27 protein-coding genes and 1 pseudogene are annotated in these 21168 nt (G+C 66.3%); 19 read left to right on the top strand and 9 right to left on the bottom strand.

The features are described from left to right. Nucleotides 1-86, top strand: a pseudogene (locus M8744_RS16805) (IS5/IS1182 family transposase); the annotation flags it as partial. Between the two features lie 295 nt (nt 87-381). Here the strand turns inward: M8744_RS16805 and M8744_RS16800 are convergent. The 3 genes from M8744_RS16800 to M8744_RS16790 all read right to left on the bottom strand — a co-directional run bounded on the left by M8744_RS16800 (nt 382) and on the right by M8744_RS16790 (nt 1564). Next, nucleotides 382-963: a DUF3489 domain-containing protein gene (locus M8744_RS16800; protein WP_251419905.1), complete on the bottom strand. Its 582-nt coding sequence runs from the start codon at nt 961-963 to the stop codon at nt 382-384. Nucleotides 964-1058: 95 nt separating this feature from the next. Continuing rightward, on the bottom strand, nt 1059-1277 hold the full coding sequence (locus M8744_RS16795) for a hypothetical protein (protein WP_251419904.1): 219 nt from the start codon (nt 1275-1277) through the stop codon (nt 1059-1061). A 14-nt stretch (nt 1278-1291) separates the two neighbouring features. Beyond that, nucleotides 1292-1564, bottom strand: a complete 273-nt coding sequence (locus M8744_RS16790; RefSeq protein ID WP_251419902.1) for a hypothetical protein — start codon at nt 1562-1564, stop codon at nt 1292-1294. A gap of 113 nt (nt 1565-1677) precedes the next feature. On the opposite strand from M8744_RS16790, the gene M8744_RS16785 reads away from it, so the two are divergent. The 3 genes from M8744_RS16785 (at nt 1678) to M8744_RS16775 (ending at nt 4918) form a co-directional block, all read left to right on the top strand. Then, nucleotides 1678-2274, top strand: coding sequence for a hypothetical protein (locus M8744_RS16785; protein WP_251419900.1), 597 nt, complete (start codon nt 1678-1680; stop codon nt 2272-2274). After that, nucleotides 2222-4213 (top strand): phage terminase large subunit family protein, encoded by a 1992-nt coding sequence (locus M8744_RS16780; protein WP_251419898.1) that lies wholly within the window; start codon nt 2222-2224, stop codon nt 4211-4213. The genes M8744_RS16785 and M8744_RS16780 overlap by 53 nt, the downstream gene beginning before the upstream one ends. A gap of 87 nt (nt 4214-4300) precedes the next feature. Continuing rightward, on the top strand, nt 4301-4918 hold the full coding sequence (locus tag M8744_RS16775; RefSeq protein WP_251419896.1) for a DUF1989 domain-containing protein: 618 nt from the start codon (nt 4301-4303) through the stop codon (nt 4916-4918). A gap of 40 nt (nt 4919-4958) precedes the next feature. Here the strand turns inward: M8744_RS16775 and M8744_RS16770 are convergent, their stop codons facing one another. Continuing rightward, nucleotides 4959-5573: a plasmid pRiA4b ORF-3 family protein gene (locus M8744_RS16770; RefSeq protein ID WP_251419894.1), complete on the bottom strand. Its 615-nt coding sequence runs from the start codon at nt 5571-5573 to the stop codon at nt 4959-4961. 47 nt (nt 5574-5620) lie between these two features. Here M8744_RS16770 and M8744_RS16765 point away from each other — a divergent pair, with 47 nt between their 5' ends. From M8744_RS16765 to M8744_RS16730, 8 genes are all read left to right on the top strand, one after another. After that, nucleotides 5621-5836 (top strand): phage head-tail joining protein, encoded by a 216-nt coding sequence (locus tag M8744_RS16765; RefSeq protein WP_251419892.1) that lies wholly within the window; start codon nt 5621-5623, stop codon nt 5834-5836. A 3-nt stretch (nt 5837-5839) separates the two neighbouring features. Then, a complete protein-coding gene (locus M8744_RS16760) occupies nt 5840-7363 on the top strand; it encodes a phage portal protein (protein ID WP_251419891.1) in 1524 nt (507 codons plus the stop codon). Between the two features lie 4 nt (nt 7364-7367). Beyond that, nucleotides 7368-8381, top strand: coding sequence for a head maturation protease, ClpP-related (locus M8744_RS16755; protein WP_251419889.1), 1014 nt, complete (start codon nt 7368-7370; stop codon nt 8379-8381). A 6-nt stretch (nt 8382-8387) separates the two neighbouring features. Continuing rightward, nucleotides 8388-8753, top strand: a complete 366-nt coding sequence (locus M8744_RS16750; RefSeq protein ID WP_251419887.1) for a head decoration protein — start codon at nt 8388-8390, stop codon at nt 8751-8753. Between the two features lie 129 nt (nt 8754-8882). Further along, a complete protein-coding gene (locus M8744_RS16745) occupies nt 8883-9905 on the top strand; it encodes an IS110 family RNA-guided transposase (protein WP_251419886.1) in 1023 nt (340 codons plus the stop codon). A gap of 263 nt (nt 9906-10168) precedes the next feature. Further along, nucleotides 10169-11182, top strand: coding sequence for a major capsid protein (locus tag M8744_RS16740; protein ID WP_251419884.1), 1014 nt, complete (start codon nt 10169-10171; stop codon nt 11180-11182). Further along, nucleotides 11182-11493, top strand: a complete 312-nt coding sequence (locus M8744_RS16735) for a head-tail joining protein (protein WP_251419882.1) — start codon at nt 11182-11184, stop codon at nt 11491-11493. Before M8744_RS16740 ends, M8744_RS16735 begins: the two co-directional genes overlap by 1 nt. Then, entirely contained in the window at nt 11490-12122 is a 633-nt protein-coding gene (locus M8744_RS16730) for a DUF6441 family protein (RefSeq protein ID WP_251419880.1), read from the top strand. The genes M8744_RS16735 and M8744_RS16730 overlap by 4 nt, the downstream gene beginning before the upstream one ends. 110 nt (nt 12123-12232) lie before the next feature. Here M8744_RS16730 and M8744_RS16725 read toward each other — a convergent pair whose 3' ends face one another. The 3 genes from M8744_RS16725 to M8744_RS16715 all read right to left on the bottom strand — a co-directional run bounded on the left by M8744_RS16725 (nt 12233) and on the right by M8744_RS16715 (nt 13627). Next, nucleotides 12233-12514: a hypothetical protein gene (locus M8744_RS16725; RefSeq protein ID WP_251419879.1), complete on the bottom strand. Its 282-nt coding sequence runs from the start codon at nt 12512-12514 to the stop codon at nt 12233-12235. Nucleotides 12515-12783: 269 nt separating this feature from the next. Continuing rightward, nucleotides 12784-13329 carry a GNAT family N-acetyltransferase gene (locus M8744_RS16720; protein WP_251419878.1) on the bottom strand — a complete coding sequence of 182 codons (546 nt, stop codon included), beginning with the start codon at nt 13327-13329 and terminating at the stop codon, nt 12784-12786. Further along, nucleotides 13319-13627 (bottom strand): type II toxin -antitoxin system TacA 1-like antitoxin, encoded by a 309-nt coding sequence (locus M8744_RS16715; protein WP_132602432.1) that lies wholly within the window; start codon nt 13625-13627, stop codon nt 13319-13321. Before M8744_RS16715 ends, M8744_RS16720 begins: the two co-directional genes overlap by 11 nt. A gap of 163 nt (nt 13628-13790) precedes the next feature. On the opposite strand from M8744_RS16715, the gene M8744_RS16710 reads away from it, so the two are divergent. After that, nucleotides 13791-14213, top strand: coding sequence for an acyl-CoA transferase (locus M8744_RS16710; protein WP_251419875.1), 423 nt, complete (start codon nt 13791-13793; stop codon nt 14211-14213). Nucleotide 14214: 1 nt separating this feature from the next. On the opposite strand, the gene M8744_RS16705 is transcribed toward M8744_RS16710, so the two are convergent. After that, on the bottom strand, nt 14215-15102 hold the full coding sequence (locus M8744_RS16705) for a GIY-YIG nuclease family protein (RefSeq protein ID WP_251419873.1): 888 nt from the start codon (nt 15100-15102) through the stop codon (nt 14215-14217). A gap of 105 nt (nt 15103-15207) precedes the next feature. Between M8744_RS16705 and M8744_RS16700 the strand changes: the two genes are divergently transcribed. From M8744_RS16700 to M8744_RS16685, 4 genes are all read left to right on the top strand, one after another. Next, nucleotides 15208-16149 carry a phage tail tube protein gene (locus tag M8744_RS16700; protein ID WP_251419872.1) on the top strand — a complete coding sequence of 314 codons (942 nt, stop codon included), beginning with the start codon at nt 15208-15210 and terminating at the stop codon, nt 16147-16149. Next, nucleotides 16149-16586: a phage-derived protein YdaY family protein gene (locus M8744_RS16695; protein WP_251419870.1), complete on the top strand. Its 438-nt coding sequence runs from the start codon at nt 16149-16151 to the stop codon at nt 16584-16586. The genes M8744_RS16700 and M8744_RS16695 overlap by 1 nt, the downstream gene beginning before the upstream one ends. 83 nt (nt 16587-16669) lie before the next feature. After that, nucleotides 16670-16813, top strand: a complete 144-nt coding sequence (locus M8744_RS16690; protein ID WP_251419869.1) for a DUF7697 family protein — start codon at nt 16670-16672, stop codon at nt 16811-16813. Beyond that, a complete protein-coding gene (locus M8744_RS16685; RefSeq protein WP_251419867.1) occupies nt 16806-19250 on the top strand; it encodes a phage tail tape measure C-terminal domain-containing protein in 2445 nt (814 codons plus the stop codon). The genes M8744_RS16690 and M8744_RS16685 overlap by 8 nt, the downstream gene beginning before the upstream one ends. A gap of 33 nt (nt 19251-19283) precedes the next feature. Here M8744_RS16685 and M8744_RS16680 read toward each other — a convergent pair whose 3' ends face one another. Next, nucleotides 19284-19526: a hypothetical protein gene (locus tag M8744_RS16680; protein WP_251419865.1), complete on the bottom strand. Its 243-nt coding sequence runs from the start codon at nt 19524-19526 to the stop codon at nt 19284-19286. Between the two features lie 144 nt (nt 19527-19670). Here M8744_RS16680 and M8744_RS16675 point away from each other — a divergent pair, with 144 nt between their 5' ends. Continuing rightward, nucleotides 19671-20273, top strand: a complete 603-nt coding sequence (locus M8744_RS16675; RefSeq protein ID WP_251419864.1) for a DUF2460 domain-containing protein — start codon at nt 19671-19673, stop codon at nt 20271-20273. Beyond that, complete coding sequence (locus tag M8744_RS16670) at nt 20270-21130, top strand: phage/gene transfer agent baseplate hub protein (protein ID WP_251419862.1); 861 nt, start codon at nt 20270-20272, stop codon at nt 21128-21130. The genes M8744_RS16675 and M8744_RS16670 overlap by 4 nt, the downstream gene beginning before the upstream one ends. Nucleotides 21131-21168 lie beyond the last annotated feature (38 nt).

Raw genomic sequence — 21168 nt, 5'->3', positions numbered from 1 at the left:
GACGTGTGGCGACCCGATACGACAGATGCCCAAAGGTCTTCCTCTCCGCCATCGCACTCGCGGCGCTCGTCATTTATTGGCTATGAGTCCTGAGCCTAAATATGCTAGCCCCCAGCAAACCAAGGCTTTTCCCACTCCCTCAGCGTATGGGCTTTCCAACGGGCCTGGGAAAACAATCGCATTGAGAACCGCAGCGATAACGGCAAACCCCACAAAGAGTAGCGAATTCTTCAGAAGTGGCGACAATCAAAAACCTCATTTCAACAGGTCTTGGGAGCGAGATACGTGAGCAGGTAGCCATCGGCAGTTGTTCGACGTAAACGCATTGCCCAGATCGATTTCACACAGTTGGCTTGGGGTCAAGCAGCCAACCAGTTAACCCTACGCCAGTTTGTAAGTCCTGCCGCGCCCCTCGATCTTCTCGAAGGTGATCGTCAGGCCCAACTTCTTCTTGAGCGCGCCGGACATGGCGCCTCTCACCGTGTGAGCTTGCCATCCCGTGGCTTCGACGATCTCGTCGATGGTCGCGCCGCCCTCGGCGCGGAGCATCTCGATCAGTTTCGCCTGCTTCGTGCCCTCGCGCGGTGTGCGCGCCTTGGGGGCGGGATCGGCCTCGGCGGGAGCGTCCTGCGGGGCCTCCGCACTCGGCGCCTCATCGGCGCCCGTGGACGCGCTGTCGCCGGCTTCTGGCTGGACGCCGATGGCGGCGAGGCCCGCGTCGGTGATGTGCAGGAGGATGGCGCAGCCGTCCTCGTCGTTGCGCCAGATGCGGTTGTAGGCCGCGTCCGCCTTGGTCTGGCTGTCGGTCGTGGTTTCGGCGATCAGCCCGCGCTTCAGCAGCGCGCCAACCACCTTGGCGGCGGCGCCGCCGCGGAGCGAACCGGGAAGCGGCAGGACGTTGTGATCGCCGCGCTGCGCAGCGGCGCTGAGGATGATCGCTTGCGTGTCGGAAGGCTTGGTCATGGGGTCGTCTCCGTGTTCGAACCGCGACCGTCGCGATCTTCTACGACCCCAAGCCGCGCAGGGCGCGCGGCCGGAGTTCGGGCGGTGGCTCGAGGTCAGATCAACCCGAGGTCGCGCAGCGCCGTGGCGGCGGCGGGCAGTCGATCCGTCGCCACGTCGATGGCGATGGTCATGCTGTCGGCGGTAAGGCGCGCGGGAATGTCCGCCTCCTCGCGGAGTGCGGTCTCGATGTCGTCGAGAACGGCGGGGATGCGGCTGACATCCCAAGGGTCGTTCAGGTCGCGGATGGTGATGCGGATGGTGCTGGTTTCCATGATGTGCGCTCCTGTCACTCTGCGTATTCGCCCTCGCCGAAGGCGCTGTCGGTGATGCGCTTCAGCAGGTTGGCGTAGTGCTCGAGGGTGCCGACATGGCCCCAGTTCACTTCGTCGGGGTGGGCGTTGAAGTGGTCGTCGCTGAGCGCCTGCAGGCGGGCGAGCCTCTCGTCGATCTCGGCCTTCTTGCTGATGAAGGCGTTCAGGGCCGCCTCCCGGTTGCGCCGCGCCTTCTCGGCGCGCAGTTGGTGGCGGGGCGTGGTGATCGTGTTCAAGCGACTGGTCATCGCGGTGGCTCCGTATGCTGAGTTGCATCGTTTTCTTGAGACCAGGTTCGCTCTGGCGCGGAGGCTTATCAACAACATAAGCACATGATTTGTAATGATAATCGGAGCGTGTCGTGGAGGGTCTGAGCGAGCGCCAGTATGCCGCCCGCGTCGGGCTATCGCGCGGGGCGGTCCAGAAGGCCAAGGGCACAGGGCGGCTGGTTCTGCATCCCGATGGCAGCATCGACGCGGTGGCCAGCGATGCGCTGCGTGCTGAAGCGACCGACCCGTCGAAAACCCGCAAGGCACCAAAGCCGAAGCTCAAGTCTGTCCCGGAGGCGGCGGTCTCGGCCGTGGGCGACACGTTGAAGGAACAGGGCCTGGCCGCGCCGGCCACGGGCGGCGGCACTACCTTCCTGCAGGCCAAGACCGCGAACGAGGTGCTGAAAGCGCAGGAGCGGCGCATCCGGCTGCAAAAGCTCAAGGGCGAGCTGATCGACCGCGGCCGCACGCTGGCGCTGGTGTTCCGGCTCGCGCGGCAGGAGCGCGATGTCTGGGTGAACTGGCCCGCCCGGGTGGCGGCGCTCATGGCGGCCGATCTCTCGGCCTCATGCAGCGAAGCTTCAGGCCAGGAAATCGTCGTCGAGCCCGCCGCGATGCAAAAGGCTCTGGAGAAGCATGTCCGATCCCAGCTCGACGACCTCGCCGAGATCCAGCCCGATCTCCGCTGAGAACGCGGACGCGCTGGCCTTCGACGGGGCGCAGGATGTTCTGCGGGCGTGGCTCGCCGGGCTGCGGCCCGACCCGGACCTGACGGTGTCGGAATGGGCCGACCGGCACCGCAAGCTGTCGTCGCGCGCCTCGGCCGAACCCGGGCAGTATCGCACGCTGCGCACACCCTACATGGGCGAGATCATGGACCGGCTCTCGCCCGGCGATCCGACCCAGCGGATCGTGTTCATGAAGGCCGCACAGGTCGGCGCGACCGAGGCCGGGAACAACTGGATCGGGTTCGTCATCCATCAGGCGCCGGGGCCGATGCTCGCGGTCCAGCCGACGGTGGAACTGGCCAAGCGCAATTCGCGCCAGCGGATCGACCCGCTGATCGAGGAAAGCCCGGAGCTGCGGGAGCGGATCAAGCCGGCGCGCTCGCGCGATGCCGGCAACACGATGCTGTCCAAGGAGTTCGCGGGCGGCATCCTGATCATGACCGGCGCGAACTCGGCGGTCGGGCTGCGGTCCACCCCGGCGCGGTACATCTTCCTCGACGAGGTCGACGCCTATCCGGCCTCGGCCGACGAGGAAGGCGATCCGGTCACGCTGGCCGAAGCCCGGTCGCTGACCTTCGCGCACCGGCGCAAGGTGTTCCTCGTCTCGACCCCGACGATCCGCGGGCTCAGCCGGATCGAGCGGGAGTTCGAGGCCTCCGACCAGCGGCGCTTCTTCGTGCCGTGCCCGCATTGCGGCGCCATGCAGTGGCTGAAGTTCGACCGGCTGCGCTGGGAAAAGGGCCGCCCCGAGACGGCCGAGTATCTCTGCGAGGGCTGCGAAAAGCCCATCGCGGAGCATCACAAGACGGCGATGCTGGAGACTGGCGAATGGCGCGCGACCGCCACGGCGGCTGATCCCAATACCGTCGGTTATCACCTTTCGGCGTTCTATTCGCCGATCGGCTGGTTCAGTTGGGAGCGGATTGTGCGGGCTTGGGAGGCCGCCCAAGGATCGGACGAGGCGATCAAGGCGTTTCGCAACACGATCCTTGGCGAGACCTGGGTTGAAAGTGGCGACGCGCCGGACTGGCAGCATTTGGCCGACCGGCGCGAGGACTGGCCGGCCGGGACCGTTGCCGCGGGCGGGTTGTTCCTGACCGCCGGGGCCGATGTCCAAAAGGATCGGATCGAGGTCGATGTCTGGGCCTGGGGCCGAGGTCTGGAAAGCTGGCTGGTCGATCATGTCGTCATCGAAGGCGGGCCCGGCGATCCGGCTTGCTGGCAGCAGTTGACCAATTTGCTTGGCCAGACATGGGAGCACGCTTCCGGTCAGCCGATGACATTGGCACGGCTGGCGATCGATACCGGCTATGAGACCAGCGCTGTCTATGCCTGGTCGCGACAGGTCGGCTTCGGGCCAGTGGCTCCGGTCAAAGGCGTCGAGGGGTTCAACCGCACGAGCCCGGTCACCGGCCCGACCTATGTCGACGCGACCATCGCGGGTAGAAGGCTGCGCCGTGGCGCGCGGCTCTGGACGGTTGCCACGTCCACCTTCAAAACCGAGACCTATCGCTTCCTGCGTCAGGTGCGGCCAGCGCCGGAAGAGATCACGGCCGGTGCGTCGTTCCCGCCGGGAACGGTCCATCTGCCTGCCTGGGCCGATACTGAGTGGCTGAAACAGCTGACGGCCGAGCAACTGGTCACGGTGCGCACCAGGCGCGGCTTCGCCCGGCTCGAATGGCAGAAGCTGCGCGAGCGCAACGAGGCACTGGATTGCCGGGTCTATGCGCGCGCCGCCGCCTGGATTCTCGGGGCAGACCGATGGCCGGAGGCTCGGTGGCAGGACCTTGAACGGTCTTTTGCGGTGGAAATGGCGAGGTCAGACGCTGAGGCGTCGGCCAAGCCCGCATCCCGCTCGGCGCCGCGGCGGCGCACGGTGCACTCGCGATACATGAAGTGAGAGGCGCTTGCGCTGTTCGGTCAATCACCTTGCTCAAGCGCTACAAAGCTGATTGGATCAATCTGCCAATTGAATGGGGAGCCGCCAATGTCTGGAGAACCGGAACTGTTCACCATACCTGCCCGCAAGGGGCGGGCCGTGCGCCTCGGCGCTGGTGAGGCCATCCAGATCGTGAACACCCATGGCGCACAGGTTGTCGATACCTGGGCGTTCAGCGCAGAGGATCCGACGGAATTTCTGTCGAACGAACACATGCGGGCCACACTGGGTAAGATGTGGCCCGGTCAAGGCGATCCGCTGGTCACCAACCGTCGTCGCCCGATCATGATCATGGAGAAGGACACGTCGCCCGGTTGGCACGACACGTTGATCGCGGCCTGTGACGATTACCGCTACGGGCTGTTGGGGTGCGAGGACTATCATGACAATTGCACCGACAACCTGTTCGCTGCCATGCGACGGATCGGTATCGAAATCTTCGAATGTCCGAGCCCGCTGAACCTGTGGATGAACATCCCCGTGGCGGAAGACGGAACCACCAGCTGGGGAGAGCCTTTGTCCCGACCCGGCGACTACGTCACCCTGCGGGCGCGAATGGATTGCGTGGTGGCAATGTCGGCCTGTCCGCAGGACATTCTTCCGATCAATGGCGCGGCCTGCCAGCCGACCGAGGCGCACTATCGCATCCTGCCCAGGGAGGGCTGACTAAAGGGCCTGCGCGACCACTGCCTCCGAGCGCGGTTGCTCAGGGTTGCCGCATCGCACGACTCCGCTGGAAGGCCTCGTATGCTGCCTTGCGCCTTGCAGCGATTTCGCGGACGCGTTGTGCGATATCGGCTTCGTCGAAATCGGTCGGATGGAACGGGCCGCCGTACCAGCACACCATGTCCTTATGCTGCGGATGGCTACGCTTCGAGATTGCCTCGACGAACTCCATGAAGCCGGACGGGCCTCCCACGTCCTCGGGCGGGGCGCGGCGTTCACCACCGAGGAAGATCGGATAGTCCAGACCCGACTCGGCATCCGAGACGCCCTCGATCACGATGCGATGGCGCCAGTCGTCGCCGAAATCGTAAGTGTACAGAAACTCCGTGATCCCGCGGTTGATCAGCATCGAGAGCCGAAGGGATTTCGCCTGATAGACCTTGCGATCCCAGAATGCGTCCTCGGGATCGGGCTCGCCGTAGATCCTGTCTCCGACGGCAAATTCGTAAAGGTGATAGCTCTCCCATGGCATGACCGTCTGGATCAGATCATGGAGCGCCCTGAGGTTGGTCGTCAGCCTCACATCCACCCGCCGCCAGATACGTGGGGTGATGTCCTTGAGCTCGATCAGCAGACGGGCGACAGGTTCGGACATGGGGCCTCCGGGCGGTAACGTTGTCCCAAGCATAGAAGGCGTGTGGCATGCCGACAATCACTGACCTTCGCGCGCGCCGCGACGCGCTTGCAGCGCAGCGTGCCTCGGGCGTGGCCCGTGTCAGCTATGACGGCAAGACGGTGGAGTATCGCAGCGTCGCCGAGATCGACCGGGCGATCGAGGCGCTCGATCGCGAGATTGCGGCTTCGGAGGGCCGGCGGATCGTGCGGCAGCTGCGCGTGACGACCGACAAGGGGCTCTGATCCATGGGGCTGTTCGACCGGTTTCGCCGCCAGCCCGCCGGCGGCCCCTCCAGCGTGCGTGCGCGTCTCGAAGGCGCCATGGCGAAACGCAGGCTGCGCGGCTGGAACCCGCCACTGGAAAACATCAACGCGCTGGTCGCCAGGGGCGGGCCGCGACTGCTGGCGCGGTCCCGCGAGCTGGTCGTGACCAACGGCTATGCGGCCAATGCCTGCGAGGCCTTCGCCGCCAACCTCGTGGGTGACGGCATCAAACCGTCCTCGCTCATTACGGATGCGGATCTGCGCGACAGGGTGCAGAAGCTCTGGCTGGCCTGGACGGACGAGGCCGATGCGGACGGCTTGAGTGACTTCTACGGGCTGCAGGCCATGGTCGCGCGGGAGATGTTCGTCGCGGGCGAGTGCTTCGTCCGGCTGCGCCCGCGCCGGGCCGAGGACGGGCTGCTGGTCCCGCTGCAGCTGCAGCTTCTCCAGTCCGAGATGCTGCCCTTCGAGAAGACGGGAAAAGCGGCCAACGGCAACAGCATCCGTTGCGGGATCGAGTTCGACGCGATTGGGCGGCGGGTGGCCTATCACTTCCGCCGCCGCCATCCGGGTGACAGTACAGATCAGCGGGTGGCAGTACCCGAGACGGTCCGCGTGTCGGCCGAGGATATCCTGCACATCTATCGCCCCATAGACGCAGGACAAATCCGGGGCCTGCCGCATATCGCCCCGGCCATGGTGCGGCTGTTTCTGCTCGACCAGTATGACGATGCAGAGCTTGACCGCAAGAAAACCGCGGCGATGTTTGCGGGCTTCATCACCAAGACAGCCCCCGAAGACCCGATGATGGGCGAGGCGGAGGCCGATCTTGACGGGGCAGCCCTGGCGAGCCTCGAGCCCGGCACGATGCAGGTGCTGCTGCCCGGCGAGGATGTGAAGTTCTCGAGCCCTGCCGATGTCGGCAGCAGCTACGAGGCGTTCCAGTACCGGACGCTGCTCGGCGTCTCGGCCTCGCTGGGGCTGCCCTATCACCTGGTCACCGGCGATGTCCGGCAGGCCAACTACTCCAGCCTGCGCGCCGAGCTCGTGGAGTTCCGCCGGCGGGTGCAGCAGCTCCAGCACGGGGTGATCGCCCATCAGCTCTGCCGGCCCGTCTGGGCGCGCTGGCTGGAGACCGCACGGTTGGCCGGCCGGCTGGATCTGCCCGACCCGGCGGCCGCGCGGATGGTGCAGTGGATCCCGCCCCGGTGGGACTGGGTCGACCCGCTCAAGGACATCCAGGCGCAGGTGCTGGCGATGGAGGCGGGCATCACCTCGCGGCGCAAGGTGGTCGAGGCCACCGGCTACGACGTCGAGGAAGTCGACCGGGAGAACGCGGTGGATACCAAACGTGCCGAGGGTCTGGGGCTGCGCTACCGCACCAGCCCCGGCGAAACCCAAGGCGCGCGGGCGACACCTTCGCGGCGGCCGGGCCCCGGCGACGGCAACGATCAGACGATGGGCGAAGATGCGCCGGCACCGGACCGCGCCAACAATCAGGAGTGACATCATGAAGAGCTGGTACACGATCCGCGCCCGCGAGGGCGGCGCGGAGGTGCTGATCTATGACGAGGTCGGCGCCTATGGCGTCTCGGCCAAGGGGTTCCTCGCCGAACTTGGCGCGCTGCCCGACGAGACGGCCATCGACCTGCGGGTCAACAGCCCCGGCGGCTCGGTCTTCGATGCCGTCGCGATCCACAATGCGCTGAGCCGTCATGCCGGCACGGTCACCGTCTGGATCGACGGCATCGCCGCCTCGGCCGCCTCCTACATCGCCATGGCCGGCGACGAGATCGTCATGCCCGAGAACGCCTTCCTGATGATCCACGACCCGGCCGGCCTCGTGATGGGCACGGCGGCGGACATGCGCGACATGGCCGGGACGCTGGACAAGATCGCCGCAGGCATGACGCGCGGCTACGCGGCACGCTCCGGCAAGACTGAGGACGAGATCGCGGCGCTGATGGCCGCGGAGACCTGGTTCTCGGCCGTCGAGGCGCTGGACGCAGGGCTCGCCACGCAGCTGGCGGAGCCCGTGCGCATCGCCGCCAGCTTCGATATCGGGCGTTTCCGGAACGCGCCGCCCGAGCTTGTGGAGGCGGTCGAGATCGTCGAGCCGGAGAGCGCAGAGACGCGACCCGACATCGTTGAAGACGCCAACGATGTCGCGCCGGCGCCCGATCCCGCACCGCAGCCCGCAGCCGACGATCCTGGTGGTGATGAAACCGGTGCAGAAGCGGCGACGGCCTCCATCAAACCGACTTCGGACCCCACGGCCATCCGCGCCGAGGCCATCGCCCATGCGAGGGCCGTCGTCGATCTCTGCCGCCTCGCGGCTCTGCCGCAGATGGCCGGGCGGTTCCTCGAGGAGGACGCCAGCCTCGACGCGGTGCGCGCCGCGCTGCTGGACGCGCGCGCCGAGACGGCGCCGGAGATCACGCCCCATCACCCGCAACCCGGGCGGAGCGCCACGACCCGCCCCTGGGGCGACGTCATCGCCCGCACCTTCAAGCTGAAAGGATAAGACACCATGACCACGCTTTCCGAGTCCACGCATCCCGGCGGCTTCCTCGTCTGGGAAGCCCATCGCGACTACACCCGCGAGACGATTACCGTCGCCTCCGGCACGCTCATTCCCGGAACCGTGTTGGGCCAAATAACGGCCTCGGGCAAATACGCCGCCCACGACCCGGCGGCCGTCGACGGGACAGAGACCGCGGTCGCCGTGCTCTGGGGCAAGGCCGATGCGAGCGGCGGCGATGCGCCGGCCGTCGCCGTCCTCCGCGGCCCCGCCATCGTCAACCGCCACGACCTCGTCTTTGCCGGCACGCCCAGCGAGGGCGAGATCACGGCCGCCCACACGGCGCTCCTCGCCGCGGGCATCCTCGTCCGCTGATTGCGGGCACCCCTACGCAATTCTGAACCGGAGGCATTCCCATGATGGTGTGGATGGCTCCACCCGACGGCAGCGCGATCTGCCATGTTGTCGTTGTGGCAAGCCAACAGAGGGAAGGAGCAATCCACAATGGAAATTACCACACTCGGGATCGATCTGGCCAAATCCGTTTTCCAGGTCCACGGCGTCGATGCAGAAGGCCGTACTGTTCTGAAGAAGAAACTTCGGCGCAATGCGGTGATCGAGTTTCTGCAAGGTCTGCCGCATTGTCTGGTCGGAATGGAGGCCTGCGTCACCGCGCACTATTGGGCTCGTGAGATCGCCGCACTCGGCCATGACGTGCGACTGATCCCGCCGGCTTACGTCAAACCGTACGTGAAGAGGCAGAAGAACGACGCCGCGGACGCTGAGGCGATCTGCGAGGCCGTGACCCGGCCCAACATGCGCTTTGTCCCGGTCAAGACGCCAGAGCAACAAGGCGTCATGGTCATGCATCGGACCCGTGAACTCTTGATCCGTCAGCGAACCATGATGCTGAACGCCCTGAGAAGCCATCTGGCCGAGTTCGGCATCATCGCGGCGAAAGGGCCGCAAAATCTCAAGCAACTCATCGCGGACCTGAGAGCGGGTGATCACGCCGATCTTCCGGAGATTGCGCGAACGACGTTGCTCGGCTTTGCCGACCAGCTCGAGGCGCTGAAGGCGGAAATCCGCGCGATCGATCGCCAGCTGCTTGCCTGGTTCCGAGAAAACGAAGTCTGCCAGAGGCTTTCAACGATACCTGGGGTCGGAGTCATTACCGCCACGGCCATGGTGGCCACGGTACCCGATCCGAATGCATTCGCCTCGGGTCGCCAGTTCGCGGCCTTCCTCGGCCTGGTTCCACGGCAGAACTCTTCGGGCGGCAAGGATCGTCTCGGCCGCATCTCGAAGATGGGCGACGGCTATTTGCGTCGCCTGCTCGTGAATGGCGCCACCTCGGTCATCAGACGGATCGGACAGGATACCAGCCTGACCGGCATCTGGGTGCGTAAGCTGCTGGAGAGGAAGCCTGCGCGAGTGGTCACCGTCGCCATCGCCAACAAGACAGCGCGCATCGTCTGGGCGGTGCTGCTGCGCGGCGACGTCTACCGCCGTCCCGCTATGGGATGATCCCATCGAAACAGCGGCAGCTACACCTGCCGCTCTGAGCTGCGAGGGCAGAGATGAATGATGATGATCAAGGAGAACCGCCGTTGGGACACCCCGCATTGGTGGCCTGGGCGTCATAGCTCATTCTCATGATTGGGACCCGGCACGCGGACTTCATCAGGGCCAGCGGTCAGACGCACCGCGCCGACAGGCCGAACACATGACCGCAACCCGCTCGATCATGATCACCACAAAAACCCTTGCAGGAAAGGAGCCATCCACACATGGCCACCATGGACATCTTCGAAGGCGATGCCTTCACCATTGTCGAGCTCACCCGCGCGCTCGAGAACATCCCCTACAAGCCCGCGATCCTGTCGGGCGCGAACCTCTTCGGAGCCCGCGGCGTGCGTTCGCGCACCGTGATGATCGAGAGCCGCGACGGCACGCTGTCGCTGATCCCGTTCTCCGAACGCGGCTCGGCCTATGAGAGCCAGATCCCCGAACGCCGCGAGATGCGCGCCTTCGTCTGCCGCCAGTTCAAGAAGCAGGACGTGCTCTGGGCCTCGGAAATCCAGGCGATCCGCGACTTCGGCTCCGAGACCGCGGTGCAGCAGGTGCAGGCCGAGGTCGCGCGCAAGCTCGGCCGGCTCAGGAACGACGCCGAGGCCACCTTCGAGTTCCACCTCTTCAACGGCATCCAGGGCGTGGTGAAGGACCCGAAGGACGGCGCGACGGTGATCGACTACCACGCGGAGTTCGGCATCACGCCCGCGGCGGAGGTTGACTTCGATCTCGACAACACGAGCCCCGCCTCGGGCGCGCTGCGCAAGCGCTGCCAGGCGCTGATCGAGAGCGTCGAGGACTCCTTGGGCGGGCTCGCCGCCGGTCAGGTGCAGCTGCGCGCCGAATGTGGGTCGGCCTTCTTCGCCGATCTGGTGGCGCACAAGGAGGTGCGTGAGACCTACCTCAACACCGCCGCGGCCGCCGATCTGCGGGGCAGGGTAGGGGAGGAGGTCAGCTTCGGCGGCATCACCTTCCGGCGCTATCGCGGGGGGCTTGGTTTTGGCGTGCCGACCGACAAGGCGTATTTCTACCCCGAGGGCGTCGAGGGCCTGTTCGAGATCTACTACGCCCCCGCCGACACCTTCGAGACGGTCAACACCGTGGGCCTGCCGCTCTATGCGCGGATGATCCTGGACAGGGACCGCGACGAATGGGTGCGCCTCGAGATCGAGAGCAACCCGCTGCCGATCTGCACGCGGCCGCAGGTGCTGCGCAGCGCGCGGCGGACCTGATGACGGCCGCCGCCATGGCCCTCGACGTGCTCTTCGCGGATGTCAACGTCGCCCGCGATGCGGTGTACGCGCCCGAGGGAGGTACGCCCGTCCTCGTGCGCGTTGTCACCCGCCGCGCGGACGAGACCACCGGTTTCGGCGAGGCGCGCATCTGGTCGGAGACCACGCGCATGGATCTTCGCGTGTCCGAGGTACCCAATCCCCGGCCCGGCGACCGCATCGAGATCGATGGCGAAGCCTTCCTCATCCAGGCCGAGCCCGTCCGCGACCGCGAAAGGCTCGTCTGGACCGTGGATCTGCGCCCGGCATGAAGCTGAAGCTCGACATCACGCCGGACCTCGTCGCCGCCATGGCTGCCGAGGTGAAGGCCGGCGAGAAGGCCGTCACCGCCGCCATGCGCGAGGCCGGAACCGGGCTGAAGACCGCCTGGCGCGGCCAGATCACGGGGGCGGGGCTCGGTCGGCGCCTCGCGAACTCGATCCGGAGCCAGACCTACCCGAAGGCCGGCGAGAGCCTGAACGCCGCGGCGCTCGTCTGGTCCAAGGCCCCGGTCATCGTCGGCGCCCACGACACCGGTCCGCTGATCCGCTCGAAGGAGGGGTTCTGGCTCGCGATCCCGACCGAAGCCGCTGGGCGGGGCTTGCGCGGCGGAAAGATCACCCCCGGCGAATGGGAGCGCCGGCGGGGGCTGCGCCTCCGCTTCGTCTACCGCCGGAGAAGGCCGAGCCTTCTCGTTGCCGACCGCGCCCGGATCAACAAACGCGGCCAGGCGGTCGCCTCGCGCTCGAAGACAGGCCGCAACCAGGTCAGCGCGCCGATCTTCCTGCTCGTCCCGCAGGTCAAGCTGCCGAAGCGGCTCGACCTCGACCGGGATACAGAGCGGGCACATGATAGCCTGCCCGCGATGATCGTGGCGAACTGGGTGGACGCAAGGCTCTGAGGTGCGCTCAGCGGACAAAGCTGCCAATTTCCTGTGCCACAGAACAGCACACCCACGCACCATATCGGACTATCGTGGGGGGTATTGCATATGTCGAATTCGGTTCGGGGCTAGCCCGCGTTCTCCTTTTCTAAGGCAATCTGCAACTCCACTTCGGCAACCCGTAAAAGAGACTTGATGTGAACCAAAGCTTCCTTGCCCTCGTTTAAGGTCTCAGTGGCTTTCCGAATCTTTCTATCCCGCAATTTTCCCGCAAGAAATGTGGTAGGTCTATTCTCCATCAGACCCATTATACCTTGTTGCAACGCCGAGAGATCGGCGTACAGTGCCGTTTCCCTGCTAGTAAGATCATCGATTTTCTCTCTTAACTTCTCAACTTTAGACAAATCCAACTACCCAACTCTACTGTCATGATCGGTTTCACGGTATGCTGTTTTCCGCCTCTAGATCAAGCTTAGACCCTGTCTGGAAACTCCTTGAATCATTGGAATCGATTGTGATTCTGTGTCAGACGCCAGCGAGAGAGAGGGGGGCGTCGGATGTGGAGCCAACCAGATCGGAAGAAGTACGAGCGGGGTGACCTGTATCGGGCCCACGACAGCGTGCCGGGGCTGATCGTCGCGAACTGGGTGGAGGGGCGGATTTGATGCCGAGCGGCTCTTCAGCCCAGCGTCGCACGGACGTTCGCCATCGGAATGAACACGCGCTGCTTGTTTTCGGGGTCGCCGAGCGGCTGGAAGCCAAGCTCTTCGTAGAAGTTCCAGCGGCGTTCGAAGTGATCGTCCTTGAGCACATCGAGGACGATGGCCGCAGCGCCCATCTGATCGGCGATCCCGAGGCAGCGCCGCATGGCGTCCACGACGAGGGCGGTTCCAAGCCCTTTGCCCTGCATGTCATCGCGCACGGCAACCGCGCGGATGTAGATAACAGGGATGTCCGGCACACCGGCGCGCTGCCATTTCCCGGGGCCGAGATCCGCTCGGACGGCCATTGCGCCGAGAGTGTAAAAGCCCAGCACGGCAGGATCGTCGCCAGCTGTGGCAATCCACGCAGCGACCATTCCGGTCTTGATCTGGTCCGTGAGCGACGACTTCAGGAAGTTGTCGATGGGGGCAAAGCCACAAGAGAAGGCGCTGCGGTCATGCAGCGCCTTGTCGAATTTCGCGATCGTCAGAGCGGGCGCGTCCGCCGCGGTCTCAGCCGGCATCCTTCAGGAGGCCCTTCGACGCTTCCGCGGCACGAGCCAACCCGGGCACGACCTGACCAGGCGCCTCGACGGCTGCCTTGAATGCATCGAATGCTTGGGCGGGCAAGACAGAGAGGGACACACGTTGTTCGACCTCCTGCGCACGCAGAAGGGCCGCCTGACGAATGAAGTCGGCTTCCTGCAGGCCGGTTGCAGCGGCAGCGGCCTTGATGCGCTCCTCATCCGCGCGGTGCATGCGCAATTCCTTGCGCGCTTCCATCTTGCCCGGGGTCGGGCTCACAGTCTCAATGGCGAACATAGTCGATCTCCTTCAGAGCAATCCATGTACGGTATAACGCCGTACATGTCAATGATCATCATCGGGGTCGTCCTCACCACGGTGAGGCGGATTATCTTGAAACCCATCATGATCGGCATGCCGGTGATCCTTCCGGACCGCTGTCGATCCATACGATAGCACCATGCCCACCTCCCGTGAAACCATCCTCGCCGCGCTGCACGCGCGGATTTCGGCGCTGCCCGCCACCGCCCTGCGCGGCGAGGTGCTGCCTGAGCGCGTGCCGACCGATGGCCTGCTGATCCTGCGGGATGGCGAGCCGGGAGAGCCGGAAGTGACGCTGTCGCCCTTGCGCTATCATTACCAGCACCGTGCCGAAATCGAAGCGGTGGTGCAGGGTGCTGACCGCGACGCCGCCTTCGACACGCTGGCCGCCAGCATCGGCGCGGCGCTCGCGACCGACCGCACGCTGGGCGGGCTCTGCGACTGGGTCGAGGCGGAGGCTCCGCAGCCAGTCGATCTGCCGGTCGAGGGCGCGGCGAGCCTCAAGGCGGCGACCATCGCGGTGGTGCTGCACTACTCGACGGACGATCCTCTCGGTGGGTGACTCAGTTGGCGTTGAGCCCGAACGGTTGCCGGGAATGGAGCCGTAGCTTCCAGCTGTTTTCTCGGGCGATGACGTCCTCTGGCGGCAGGTCCGGCGCGAGGCGTTCGAGAATGCTGAACCGAAAATCGCGTGGGTCACGACCGCGGAGTTCACGGTTTCCACCATGACCATCCCGGGCGTAGGCCTGCCACCGACCGAGGATGTTGTCGCGACCATAGGCGGAGCCGACATAGGTGCGGCGGTCGCTTTCATCAAAGATGAGGTAAATCCCGCGCCATTCGGCCAGCCGCGCCCGCCATGAGCCTGGCAGGGTTGCGAGCTCTGCGAAGGTAAGATCGATGTCACGCCAGTCGGGCGGTGGGGCCGCGAACGCGCTTTCCTCGAGGATCGCGCTCACGGGGAACGTCCCACGGTTCACCCACCGGAACCATGAGCGCTCTGGCGGCGGAAAATCGATGACAAGCCGCCCGCGCCAGTCGCTGTAGAACGGCAGGCGTTCCAGATGGAACTGAAGGCGCGAACCCAACCTTTCGGCCTCTTCAGCGGTGAATCCCTCGTATCCCATGTCCCGGAGGATCAGGTTCTCCGGTATCCGCCAGAAGGCGTCATGGTCGAGCTCGCGCGCCTCACCGATGCGATAAAGCCCGACGAAATGCGCTTTACCCGGCGACAGGCCGAAGAAGCTTGCCACGTATTCCGCCCTGCGCAAGGCCTTTTCCGGCCGGCCTGGGACCGATTGGTAGGTTTCGAAAAGGTCCGGGCGTTCTTCGATAATCCACGGCATCGCCCGGGCGAGTCTGGGCTCAAACGGACGATGGCGTAGCAGGACGATGCGCTCTCTGGCGTCAGCATCGTATCCTTGAATGCGCAGCAGGTCCTTGAAATCCATAGCAGCTTTCCTCCCAGCCCAATGGGTAAAGACTAAACCCGCCGTAATCAGGCAGCAACGCCGCCTTATGCGATCCGTCCAACCAGACGACGAAAGGACACGAACATGGCACGAGCCCAGGGGGCGCGGGCGCAGATGGCGCTTGCGTTCGAGACAGTCTACGGCACGCCGCCCGCGAGCGGCTTCACGAAGATGCCCTTCGCCAGCACCACGCTCGGCGCCGAGCAGCCGCTGCTGAACTCGGAGCTGCTGGGCTACGGCCGCGATCCGCTGGCACCGATCAAGGACGCGGTGACGGCGGACGGCGATGTCGTGGTGCCGCTCGACGCGGAGGCCTTCGGCTTCTGGCTGAAGGCCGCGTTCGGTGCGCCGACAACCACGGGTGCGGAAGCGCCGTACAGCCACGAGTTCCAGTCGGGGTCCTGGACTCTGCCCTCGATGTCGATCGAGACCGGCATGCCGGAGGTTCCGCGCTATGCGATGTATTCCGGCTGCGTGCTCGACCAGATCACCTGGCAGATGCAGCGCTCGGGTCTGCTGACCGCCACCGCACGGCTGGTGGCGCAGGGCGAGACGGTGGGCACGACCACGAGCGCTGGAACACCGGCGGCGCTGGAGCTGAAGCGCTTCGGGCATTTCAACGGGGCGATCACGCGGAATGGCAGCGCCCTCGGCAATGTGGTCTCGGCCGAGATCACCTATGCCAACAACCTCGACCGGATCGAGACGATCCGCTCGGACGGCCGCATCGATGGCGCGGACCCAAGCATCGCGTCGCTCACCGGCCGGATCGAGGTGCGCTTCGCCGACCAGACGCTGGTCACGCAGGCCATCGATGGCGACCCGTGCGAGATGGAGTTCGCCTATGTCCTGCCCTCCGGCGAGAGCTTGCGCCTAACCGTGCACGCCGTCTACCTGCCGCGCCCGCGGATCGAGATTTCCGGGCCGCAGGGCGTGCAAGCGACCTTCGACTGGCAGGCTGCGCGCGACAGCGTGGCTGGCCGGATGTGCACCGCCACCCTCGTGAACGATGTGGAGACGTATTGATGCTCACGCTCGATTTGACCAACGCGCCGCGCTGGCATGACCTCGCGCCCGGCGTCCGGGTGCAACTGCGCCCGCTGACGACCGCACTGATGGTGGCGACCCGCAGCGATCCGGCCGTCGAGGCGGTGCCCGAGGAGGCCTCGGACGAGGAGCGCGCTGTCGCCTTCGCCAAGGCGCTCGCGCGACGGGCGATGCTCGCCTGGGAGGGCATCGGCGATGCGGACGGCAAGCCGATCGACCCGAGCCCGGAAGCCATCGACGCGCTTCTCGATGTCTGGCCGATCTTCGAGGCTTTTCAGCTGACCTATGTCTCGAAGGGCCTGCTGCTGGAACAGGAAAAAAACGCCTCCGCGCTCTCGCCGAATGGTCCTTCGGCGGGGGCGAGCGATACTGCGAAGCTTGCGCGCAAGCCTGCCCGGACTGCCCGGCGCGGCTGAACCGTCCGGAAACGCCGGAGGGTTGGCAGGTCTGGGACCTCGTCGGCCGTCTCGGCGGCCAGCTGCGCGTGCTCCCCGGCGCGGTGATCGGCTGGGACATGTCGGCGGCGCTGGCGCTCGGTGACGCCCTCGGCGTGCCGCCGCTCGCCATGGCCGAACTGCTGCCCGTCACCGAGGCGGTGATGGTCACGAAGCTCAACGAACAGATGGATCACTCCCATGGCTGAGAAGAGGGTCAGCGTCCGCCTCGCGGCCGTGGGCGGACGGCAGGTGCGCGCCGAGCTGGAAGGCGTGGGCGAAGTCGGATCGCGCGGCTTCGGACGGCTGAGCCGGGAGATGGAGGCGGCCAACACGCGGCTCGCGGCGTTCTCGCGACGTGTCGCTGTGGCTGCCGCCGCCGCCGTAGCAGCCGCTGCCGCCGCTGGTGTGGCCATGGTCCGGTCCGGTCTGCAGACGGTGGATGCGCAGGCGAAGCTGGCTCAATCGCTGGGCACGACCGTCGCCTCGATCCAGACACTCGAGCGCGCGGGCGAACTGGCGGGCGTCTCCATGTCCGGCATCGAGCAGGCGACCAAGGACCTGACGCGGCGGCTCAGCCAGGCCGCAGCCGGCGGCGGTCCCGCGGCGCAGGCGCTCGAGCGGCTGGGGCTTTCGGCCGCCGACCTGCTGGCGCTGCCGCTCGACGAACGCGTTGGGGCCATCAACGCGGCCATCCAGGACTTCGTGCCGGCGGCGGAACGCGCGGCAGTCGCGGGCCAGCTTTTCGGCGAGGAAGGCTCCATCGCCATGAGCCGGATCGACACGGCAACGCTGCGCCAGGCGACCGAGGACGTGCGGGCCTTTGGCGTCGTCGTCTCCGAACAGGACGCCGACCAGATCGAGCGCACCAACGACGCCATCTCGCGCCTCGGTCTCATCTGGCGGGGGCTGTCGAACCAATTGGCCGTCGCCGCGGCGCCTGCGCTGGAGGCCGTGGCCGAGGCCATGGCAGCGCTCGCCAGCCGCACCGGCCCGCTCGGCCTCGCGATCCGCGGTCTCTTCGATCATCTCGGCCGCCTCACAACCTATGCCGCCACCTTTGCCGCCTTTCTCGCCGGCCGCTGGGTGGCGGGCATGGCCGCCGCCGCGCTCTCGGTGCGCGGCCTCGCCACCGCGCTCGTTCTCCTGCGCGGCGCGCTCATTCGCACTGGCATCGGCGCGGCTGTAGTCGCCGCGGGCGAGCTGATCTATCAGTTCACGCGTCTTGTCTCGGCCACGGGCAGCATCGGAGAGGCCTTGGGCTTGCTCAAGGATGTGGCCGCAGAGGCCTGGGACCGGATCGGCCTGCGCGCCGGCGCCGCCTGGGCGCGGGTCGAGGCCGGCTGGGCCGCGGCACAAGCCAGTATTCATGATGGCCTGCAATCCGCCACAGGCGCTGTGACGGGCTGGGCCAACACGACCGTCGGCGCCTTCAAAGGCGCCTTCGACGCGGTCACCACCACCTGGGGCGCGCTGCCCGGGACCATCGGCGATTTTGCCTTCCGCGCGGCCAACGGGTTGATCGATGCGATCGAGGCCATGCTGAATGGCGTGGTCCGCCGCATCAACACATTCATTGACGGGCTAAATGCCGCGCTGGCGCTGTTGCCGGACTGGGCCGTGGGCGAGAAGGGCGTGCAGATAGGCACGCTGGCCCCGGTCGATCTCGGCGGCCTCGACAATCCCTTCGCCGGAGCCGCCCAACGCACGGCTGGCGACATGAGGCGGGCCTTTGAGGCCGCGCTCTCGCAAACCTATCTCGAGACGCCCGATCTCTTCAGCGGTGCGGCAGAGGCCGCCCGCGGCCGGGCCGAGGGTTACCGCGAGGCCGCTGGGATACTCTCGGCCGCCGCCAACCGTCCCATGACCGCCTGGCAAGAGCTGCGGAACATGGTGACGGGCGCCGGACGGGAGAGCACAACGGCGCTGACGCAAGCAACGGCGGCCGCCGAGGAGGTCACGACCGGGCTGGACGAGACCGCCGGGGCCGCCCGCAACGCCGGCGCCACCACACAGACCGCCGCCCGACAAGCCGCCTCTGGCTGGCAGGCGGCGTCGGACGTGCTGGCCCGCTATGCACGATCGGCCATGAACACCGGCCAGCAGATCGGCGAGGTTCTCGGCCGCGCCTTCAAGGGGGCCGAAGACGCGTTGGTGGCGTTTGTCGTGAAGGGGCGGCTGGATTTCCGGGGGCTGGCGGATTCGATCCTGGCCGATATCACCCGCATCGCCATCCGCTCGGCAATCCTCGGCCCGCTCGCCAATGCGTTGGGTGGCATGTTTGCAGGCGGTGGCCTATTCGCCGGGATTTTCCACGCAGGCGGCATGGTCGGCGGACCTGCGCCCGCCCGCCTTGCCCCCGCCGCAGCCTTCGCCAGCGCCCCGCGCTATCACAACGGCGGATATGCGGGCCTGCGCCCGGATGAAGTTCCAGCCATCCTTCAACGGGGCGAGATGGTGCTGTCGCGGGCCCAGTTGCGCGCCATAGGCCAGCAGAACCGACCGATGGCGGGCCAACCCTCCGACCGCCCGGTTCAGATCGTGATGAACATCACCACGCCCGATGCCGAGTCCTTCCGCCGCTCCCAAAGCCAGATCCTCGCCGACGCCCGCCGCGCCATGACACGGGCAGCCCGCAATACCTGAGCCCCCCCGGGATGCGCCATGGCCGTGTCGGGCTCAGGACGCCGGTTCAATCGTGATCTTGCGCGCAGCCATTTCACGGTAAAGACCCGCGATGACATTGCGCTCACGCAAAGCCGCGCGCAGGGCCGGGGTAACGCGGTCACTCTGTCCCGCAGGGGCACCCAGATCAAAGATCATCCGGTGACCACCGTTCTCGTCATAGACAACCTGTAGCCCCCCGTCCCGAGCCTGTCGGCAACCAAGGAAGAAAAGACCGTCGACGCTGTGAAACGACACTGTCAAAACCTCTCGAGCTCCTCCCTGGATCAGCGCATGGCACGATAGCAAATCCGGGTCGGGCTTCCATGTACCGCGCTCCCCCGACCGGATCACCGACCCGATTGTGACGCGAATGCAACAGCAACCAGCATGGAGATTGCCATGACCGGTTTCCACGAGATCCGCTTCCCCGATGCGATCGCCCGCGGGGCGACGGGCGGACCCGTCCATGACACCACCGTCATCACCACCGTTGCCGGCTTCGAGCGGCGCAATGCCAACTGGTCGATCCCCCGCGGCCGATGGGATGTCGGCAGCGGCATCCGCAACCGCGCCGATCTCGAGACTCTGATCGCCTTCTTTCGCGCGCGGCAAGGCCGCGCCCATGGGTTCCGGTTCAAGGACTGGACGGACTATCGCGCGACAGACATCACGCTGGGCTCCGGCGATGGCACGCTGAAGACCTTTCAGCTCGTCAAACGCTACGCCTCGGGGCCAACCGATGTGGCCCGCCCGATCAGCAAGCCCGTGGCAGGCAGCATCACCATCCGCCGCGCAGGCGCGATCGTGAGCGCGGGCATGACGGTCAGCACCACGACCGGGGTCGTGACCTTTTCCACGGCCCCGCCCGCGAGAGCGGCAATCACCGCCGATTTCGAATTCGACGTGCCGGTGCGCTTTGACACCGACCAGATGATGCTCTCGCTCGAGGCTTACGAACGCGGCAGTTGGCAACAGATCCCCCTGATCGAGATCCGGACATGAAGCAGATCCCCACCGCCCTCGCGAGCCATCTCGCAGGCCCCGTCACCACGATTGCCACCTGCTGGGATATCCTGCCCCGCGATGGTCGGGGATTTTATTTCACCGACCACGACCGGGACCTCGTGGTTGACGGCACCACCTATCTCTCGCGCCACGGCTATTCGCGCAGCGCGCTGTCCTCCGAGACAGCCCTGTCGGTCGACAGCCTCGACGTCGAGGGCCTGTTCGAGGCCGAGGCCATTACCGCGGCCGACATGCGGGCCGGCCTTTTCGATCATGCCGAGGTCCGCCTCTTCCTCGTGAACTGGGCCGATCCCGCCATGGGCCGCCTGCGCCTGCGGCGGGGCTGGCTCGGGGAAGTCATCGTGACCGAGGCTGGGCAGTTCCGCACGGAACTCAGGGGCCTGACGCAGGTGCTGCAACAGCAGATCGGCGGTCTCTTCAGCCCCGAATGTCGCGCGGATCTCGGCGATGCGCGCTGCAAGGTCGACCTCGGCCCCCTGACGCAGGAGGGCACGGTGACAACACTCGAGGATCGCAGGCGGTTCATCTGTGTCCTGACCACAGGCCCCACACGTGACGACGACTGGTTCGCAGGCGGGGTGCTGACCTGGACCAGCGGGCCAAATGCAGGTCGCGCGGGCGAGATACGGACATGGGCCTCTGCGGCCAACCGGCTCACCCTCTATCTGCCCCCGGGTCTTGCCATCTCACCAGGGGACGGGTTCCGCGTGACGCCGGGCTGCGACAAGCGCCTTGTCACCTGTCGCACGCGCTTTGCCAATGCGCTGAACTTCCGCGGCGAGCCCTATCTGCCGGGGCTCGACGCCGTCCTGCGCTATCCCGATGCGACTTGAGGGGCGTGCGGTCCCGCCGCCGCCAAAACCGGGTGCCT

This window comes from Lutimaribacter degradans (assembly GCF_023703375.1).
Classification (GTDB): Bacteria; Pseudomonadota; Alphaproteobacteria; order Rhodobacterales; family Rhodobacteraceae; genus Lutimaribacter; species Lutimaribacter degradans.
The sequence above is the reverse complement of the archived record's forward strand: the minus strand, read 5'-3'. Positions and strand labels throughout refer to the sequence as shown.

What these genes read in the sequence shown, in the direction of transcription:
- M8744_RS16765 (WP_251419892.1), top strand. Translation starts at nt 5,621, where the DNA reads ATGCCGACAATCACTGACCTTCGCGCGCGCCGCGACGCGCTTGCAGCG.
- M8744_RS16780 (WP_251419898.1), top strand. Translation starts at nt 2,222, where the DNA reads ATGTCCGATCCCAGCTCGACGACCTCGCCGAGATCCAGCCCGATCTCC.
- M8744_RS16670 (WP_251419862.1), top strand. Translation starts at nt 20,270, where the DNA reads ATGAAGCAGATCCCCACCGCCCTCGCGAGCCATCTCGCAGGCCCCGTC.
- M8744_RS16775 (WP_251419896.1), top strand. Translation starts at nt 4,301, where the DNA reads ATGTCTGGAGAACCGGAACTGTTCACCATACCTGCCCGCAAGGGGCGG.
- M8744_RS16735 (WP_251419882.1), top strand. Translation starts at nt 11,182, where the DNA reads ATGACGGCCGCCGCCATGGCCCTCGACGTGCTCTTCGCGGATGTCAAC.
- M8744_RS16800 (WP_251419905.1), bottom strand. Translation starts at nt 963, where the DNA reads ATGACCAAGCCTTCCGACACGCAAGCGATCATCCTCAGCGCCGCTGCG.
- M8744_RS16720 (WP_251419878.1), bottom strand. Translation starts at nt 13,329, where the DNA reads ATGCCGGCTGAGACCGCGGCGGACGCGCCCGCTCTGACGATCGCGAAA.
- M8744_RS16730 (WP_251419880.1), top strand. Translation starts at nt 11,490, where the DNA reads ATGAAGCTGAAGCTCGACATCACGCCGGACCTCGTCGCCGCCATGGCT.
- M8744_RS16745 (WP_251419886.1), top strand. Translation starts at nt 8,883, where the DNA reads ATGGAAATTACCACACTCGGGATCGATCTGGCCAAATCCGTTTTCCAG.
- M8744_RS16795 (WP_251419904.1), bottom strand. Translation starts at nt 1,277, where the DNA reads ATGGAAACCAGCACCATCCGCATCACCATCCGCGACCTGAACGACCCT.
- M8744_RS16675 (WP_251419864.1), top strand. Translation starts at nt 19,671, where the DNA reads ATGACCGGTTTCCACGAGATCCGCTTCCCCGATGCGATCGCCCGCGGG.
- M8744_RS16755 (WP_251419889.1), top strand. Translation starts at nt 7,368, where the DNA reads ATGAAGAGCTGGTACACGATCCGCGCCCGCGAGGGCGGCGCGGAGGTG.
- M8744_RS16740 (WP_251419884.1), top strand. Translation starts at nt 10,169, where the DNA reads ATGGCCACCATGGACATCTTCGAAGGCGATGCCTTCACCATTGTCGAG.
- M8744_RS16715 (WP_132602432.1), bottom strand. Translation starts at nt 13,627, where the DNA reads ATGTTCGCCATTGAGACTGTGAGCCCGACCCCGGGCAAGATGGAAGCG.
- M8744_RS16750 (WP_251419887.1), top strand. Translation starts at nt 8,388, where the DNA reads ATGACCACGCTTTCCGAGTCCACGCATCCCGGCGGCTTCCTCGTCTGG.
- M8744_RS16760 (WP_251419891.1), top strand. Translation starts at nt 5,840, where the DNA reads ATGGGGCTGTTCGACCGGTTTCGCCGCCAGCCCGCCGGCGGCCCCTCC.
- M8744_RS16710 (WP_251419875.1), top strand. Translation starts at nt 13,791, where the DNA reads ATGCCCACCTCCCGTGAAACCATCCTCGCCGCGCTGCACGCGCGGATT.
- M8744_RS16700 (WP_251419872.1), top strand. Translation starts at nt 15,208, where the DNA reads ATGGCACGAGCCCAGGGGGCGCGGGCGCAGATGGCGCTTGCGTTCGAG.
- M8744_RS16770 (WP_251419894.1), bottom strand. Translation starts at nt 5,573, where the DNA reads ATGTCCGAACCTGTCGCCCGTCTGCTGATCGAGCTCAAGGACATCACC.
- M8744_RS16685 (WP_251419867.1), top strand. Translation starts at nt 16,806, where the DNA reads ATGGCTGAGAAGAGGGTCAGCGTCCGCCTCGCGGCCGTGGGCGGACGG.
- M8744_RS16790 (WP_251419902.1), bottom strand. Translation starts at nt 1,564, where the DNA reads ATGACCAGTCGCTTGAACACGATCACCACGCCCCGCCACCAACTGCGC.
- M8744_RS16705 (WP_251419873.1), bottom strand. Translation starts at nt 15,102, where the DNA reads ATGGATTTCAAGGACCTGCTGCGCATTCAAGGATACGATGCTGACGCC.
- M8744_RS16695 (WP_251419870.1), top strand. Translation starts at nt 16,149, where the DNA reads ATGCTCACGCTCGATTTGACCAACGCGCCGCGCTGGCATGACCTCGCG.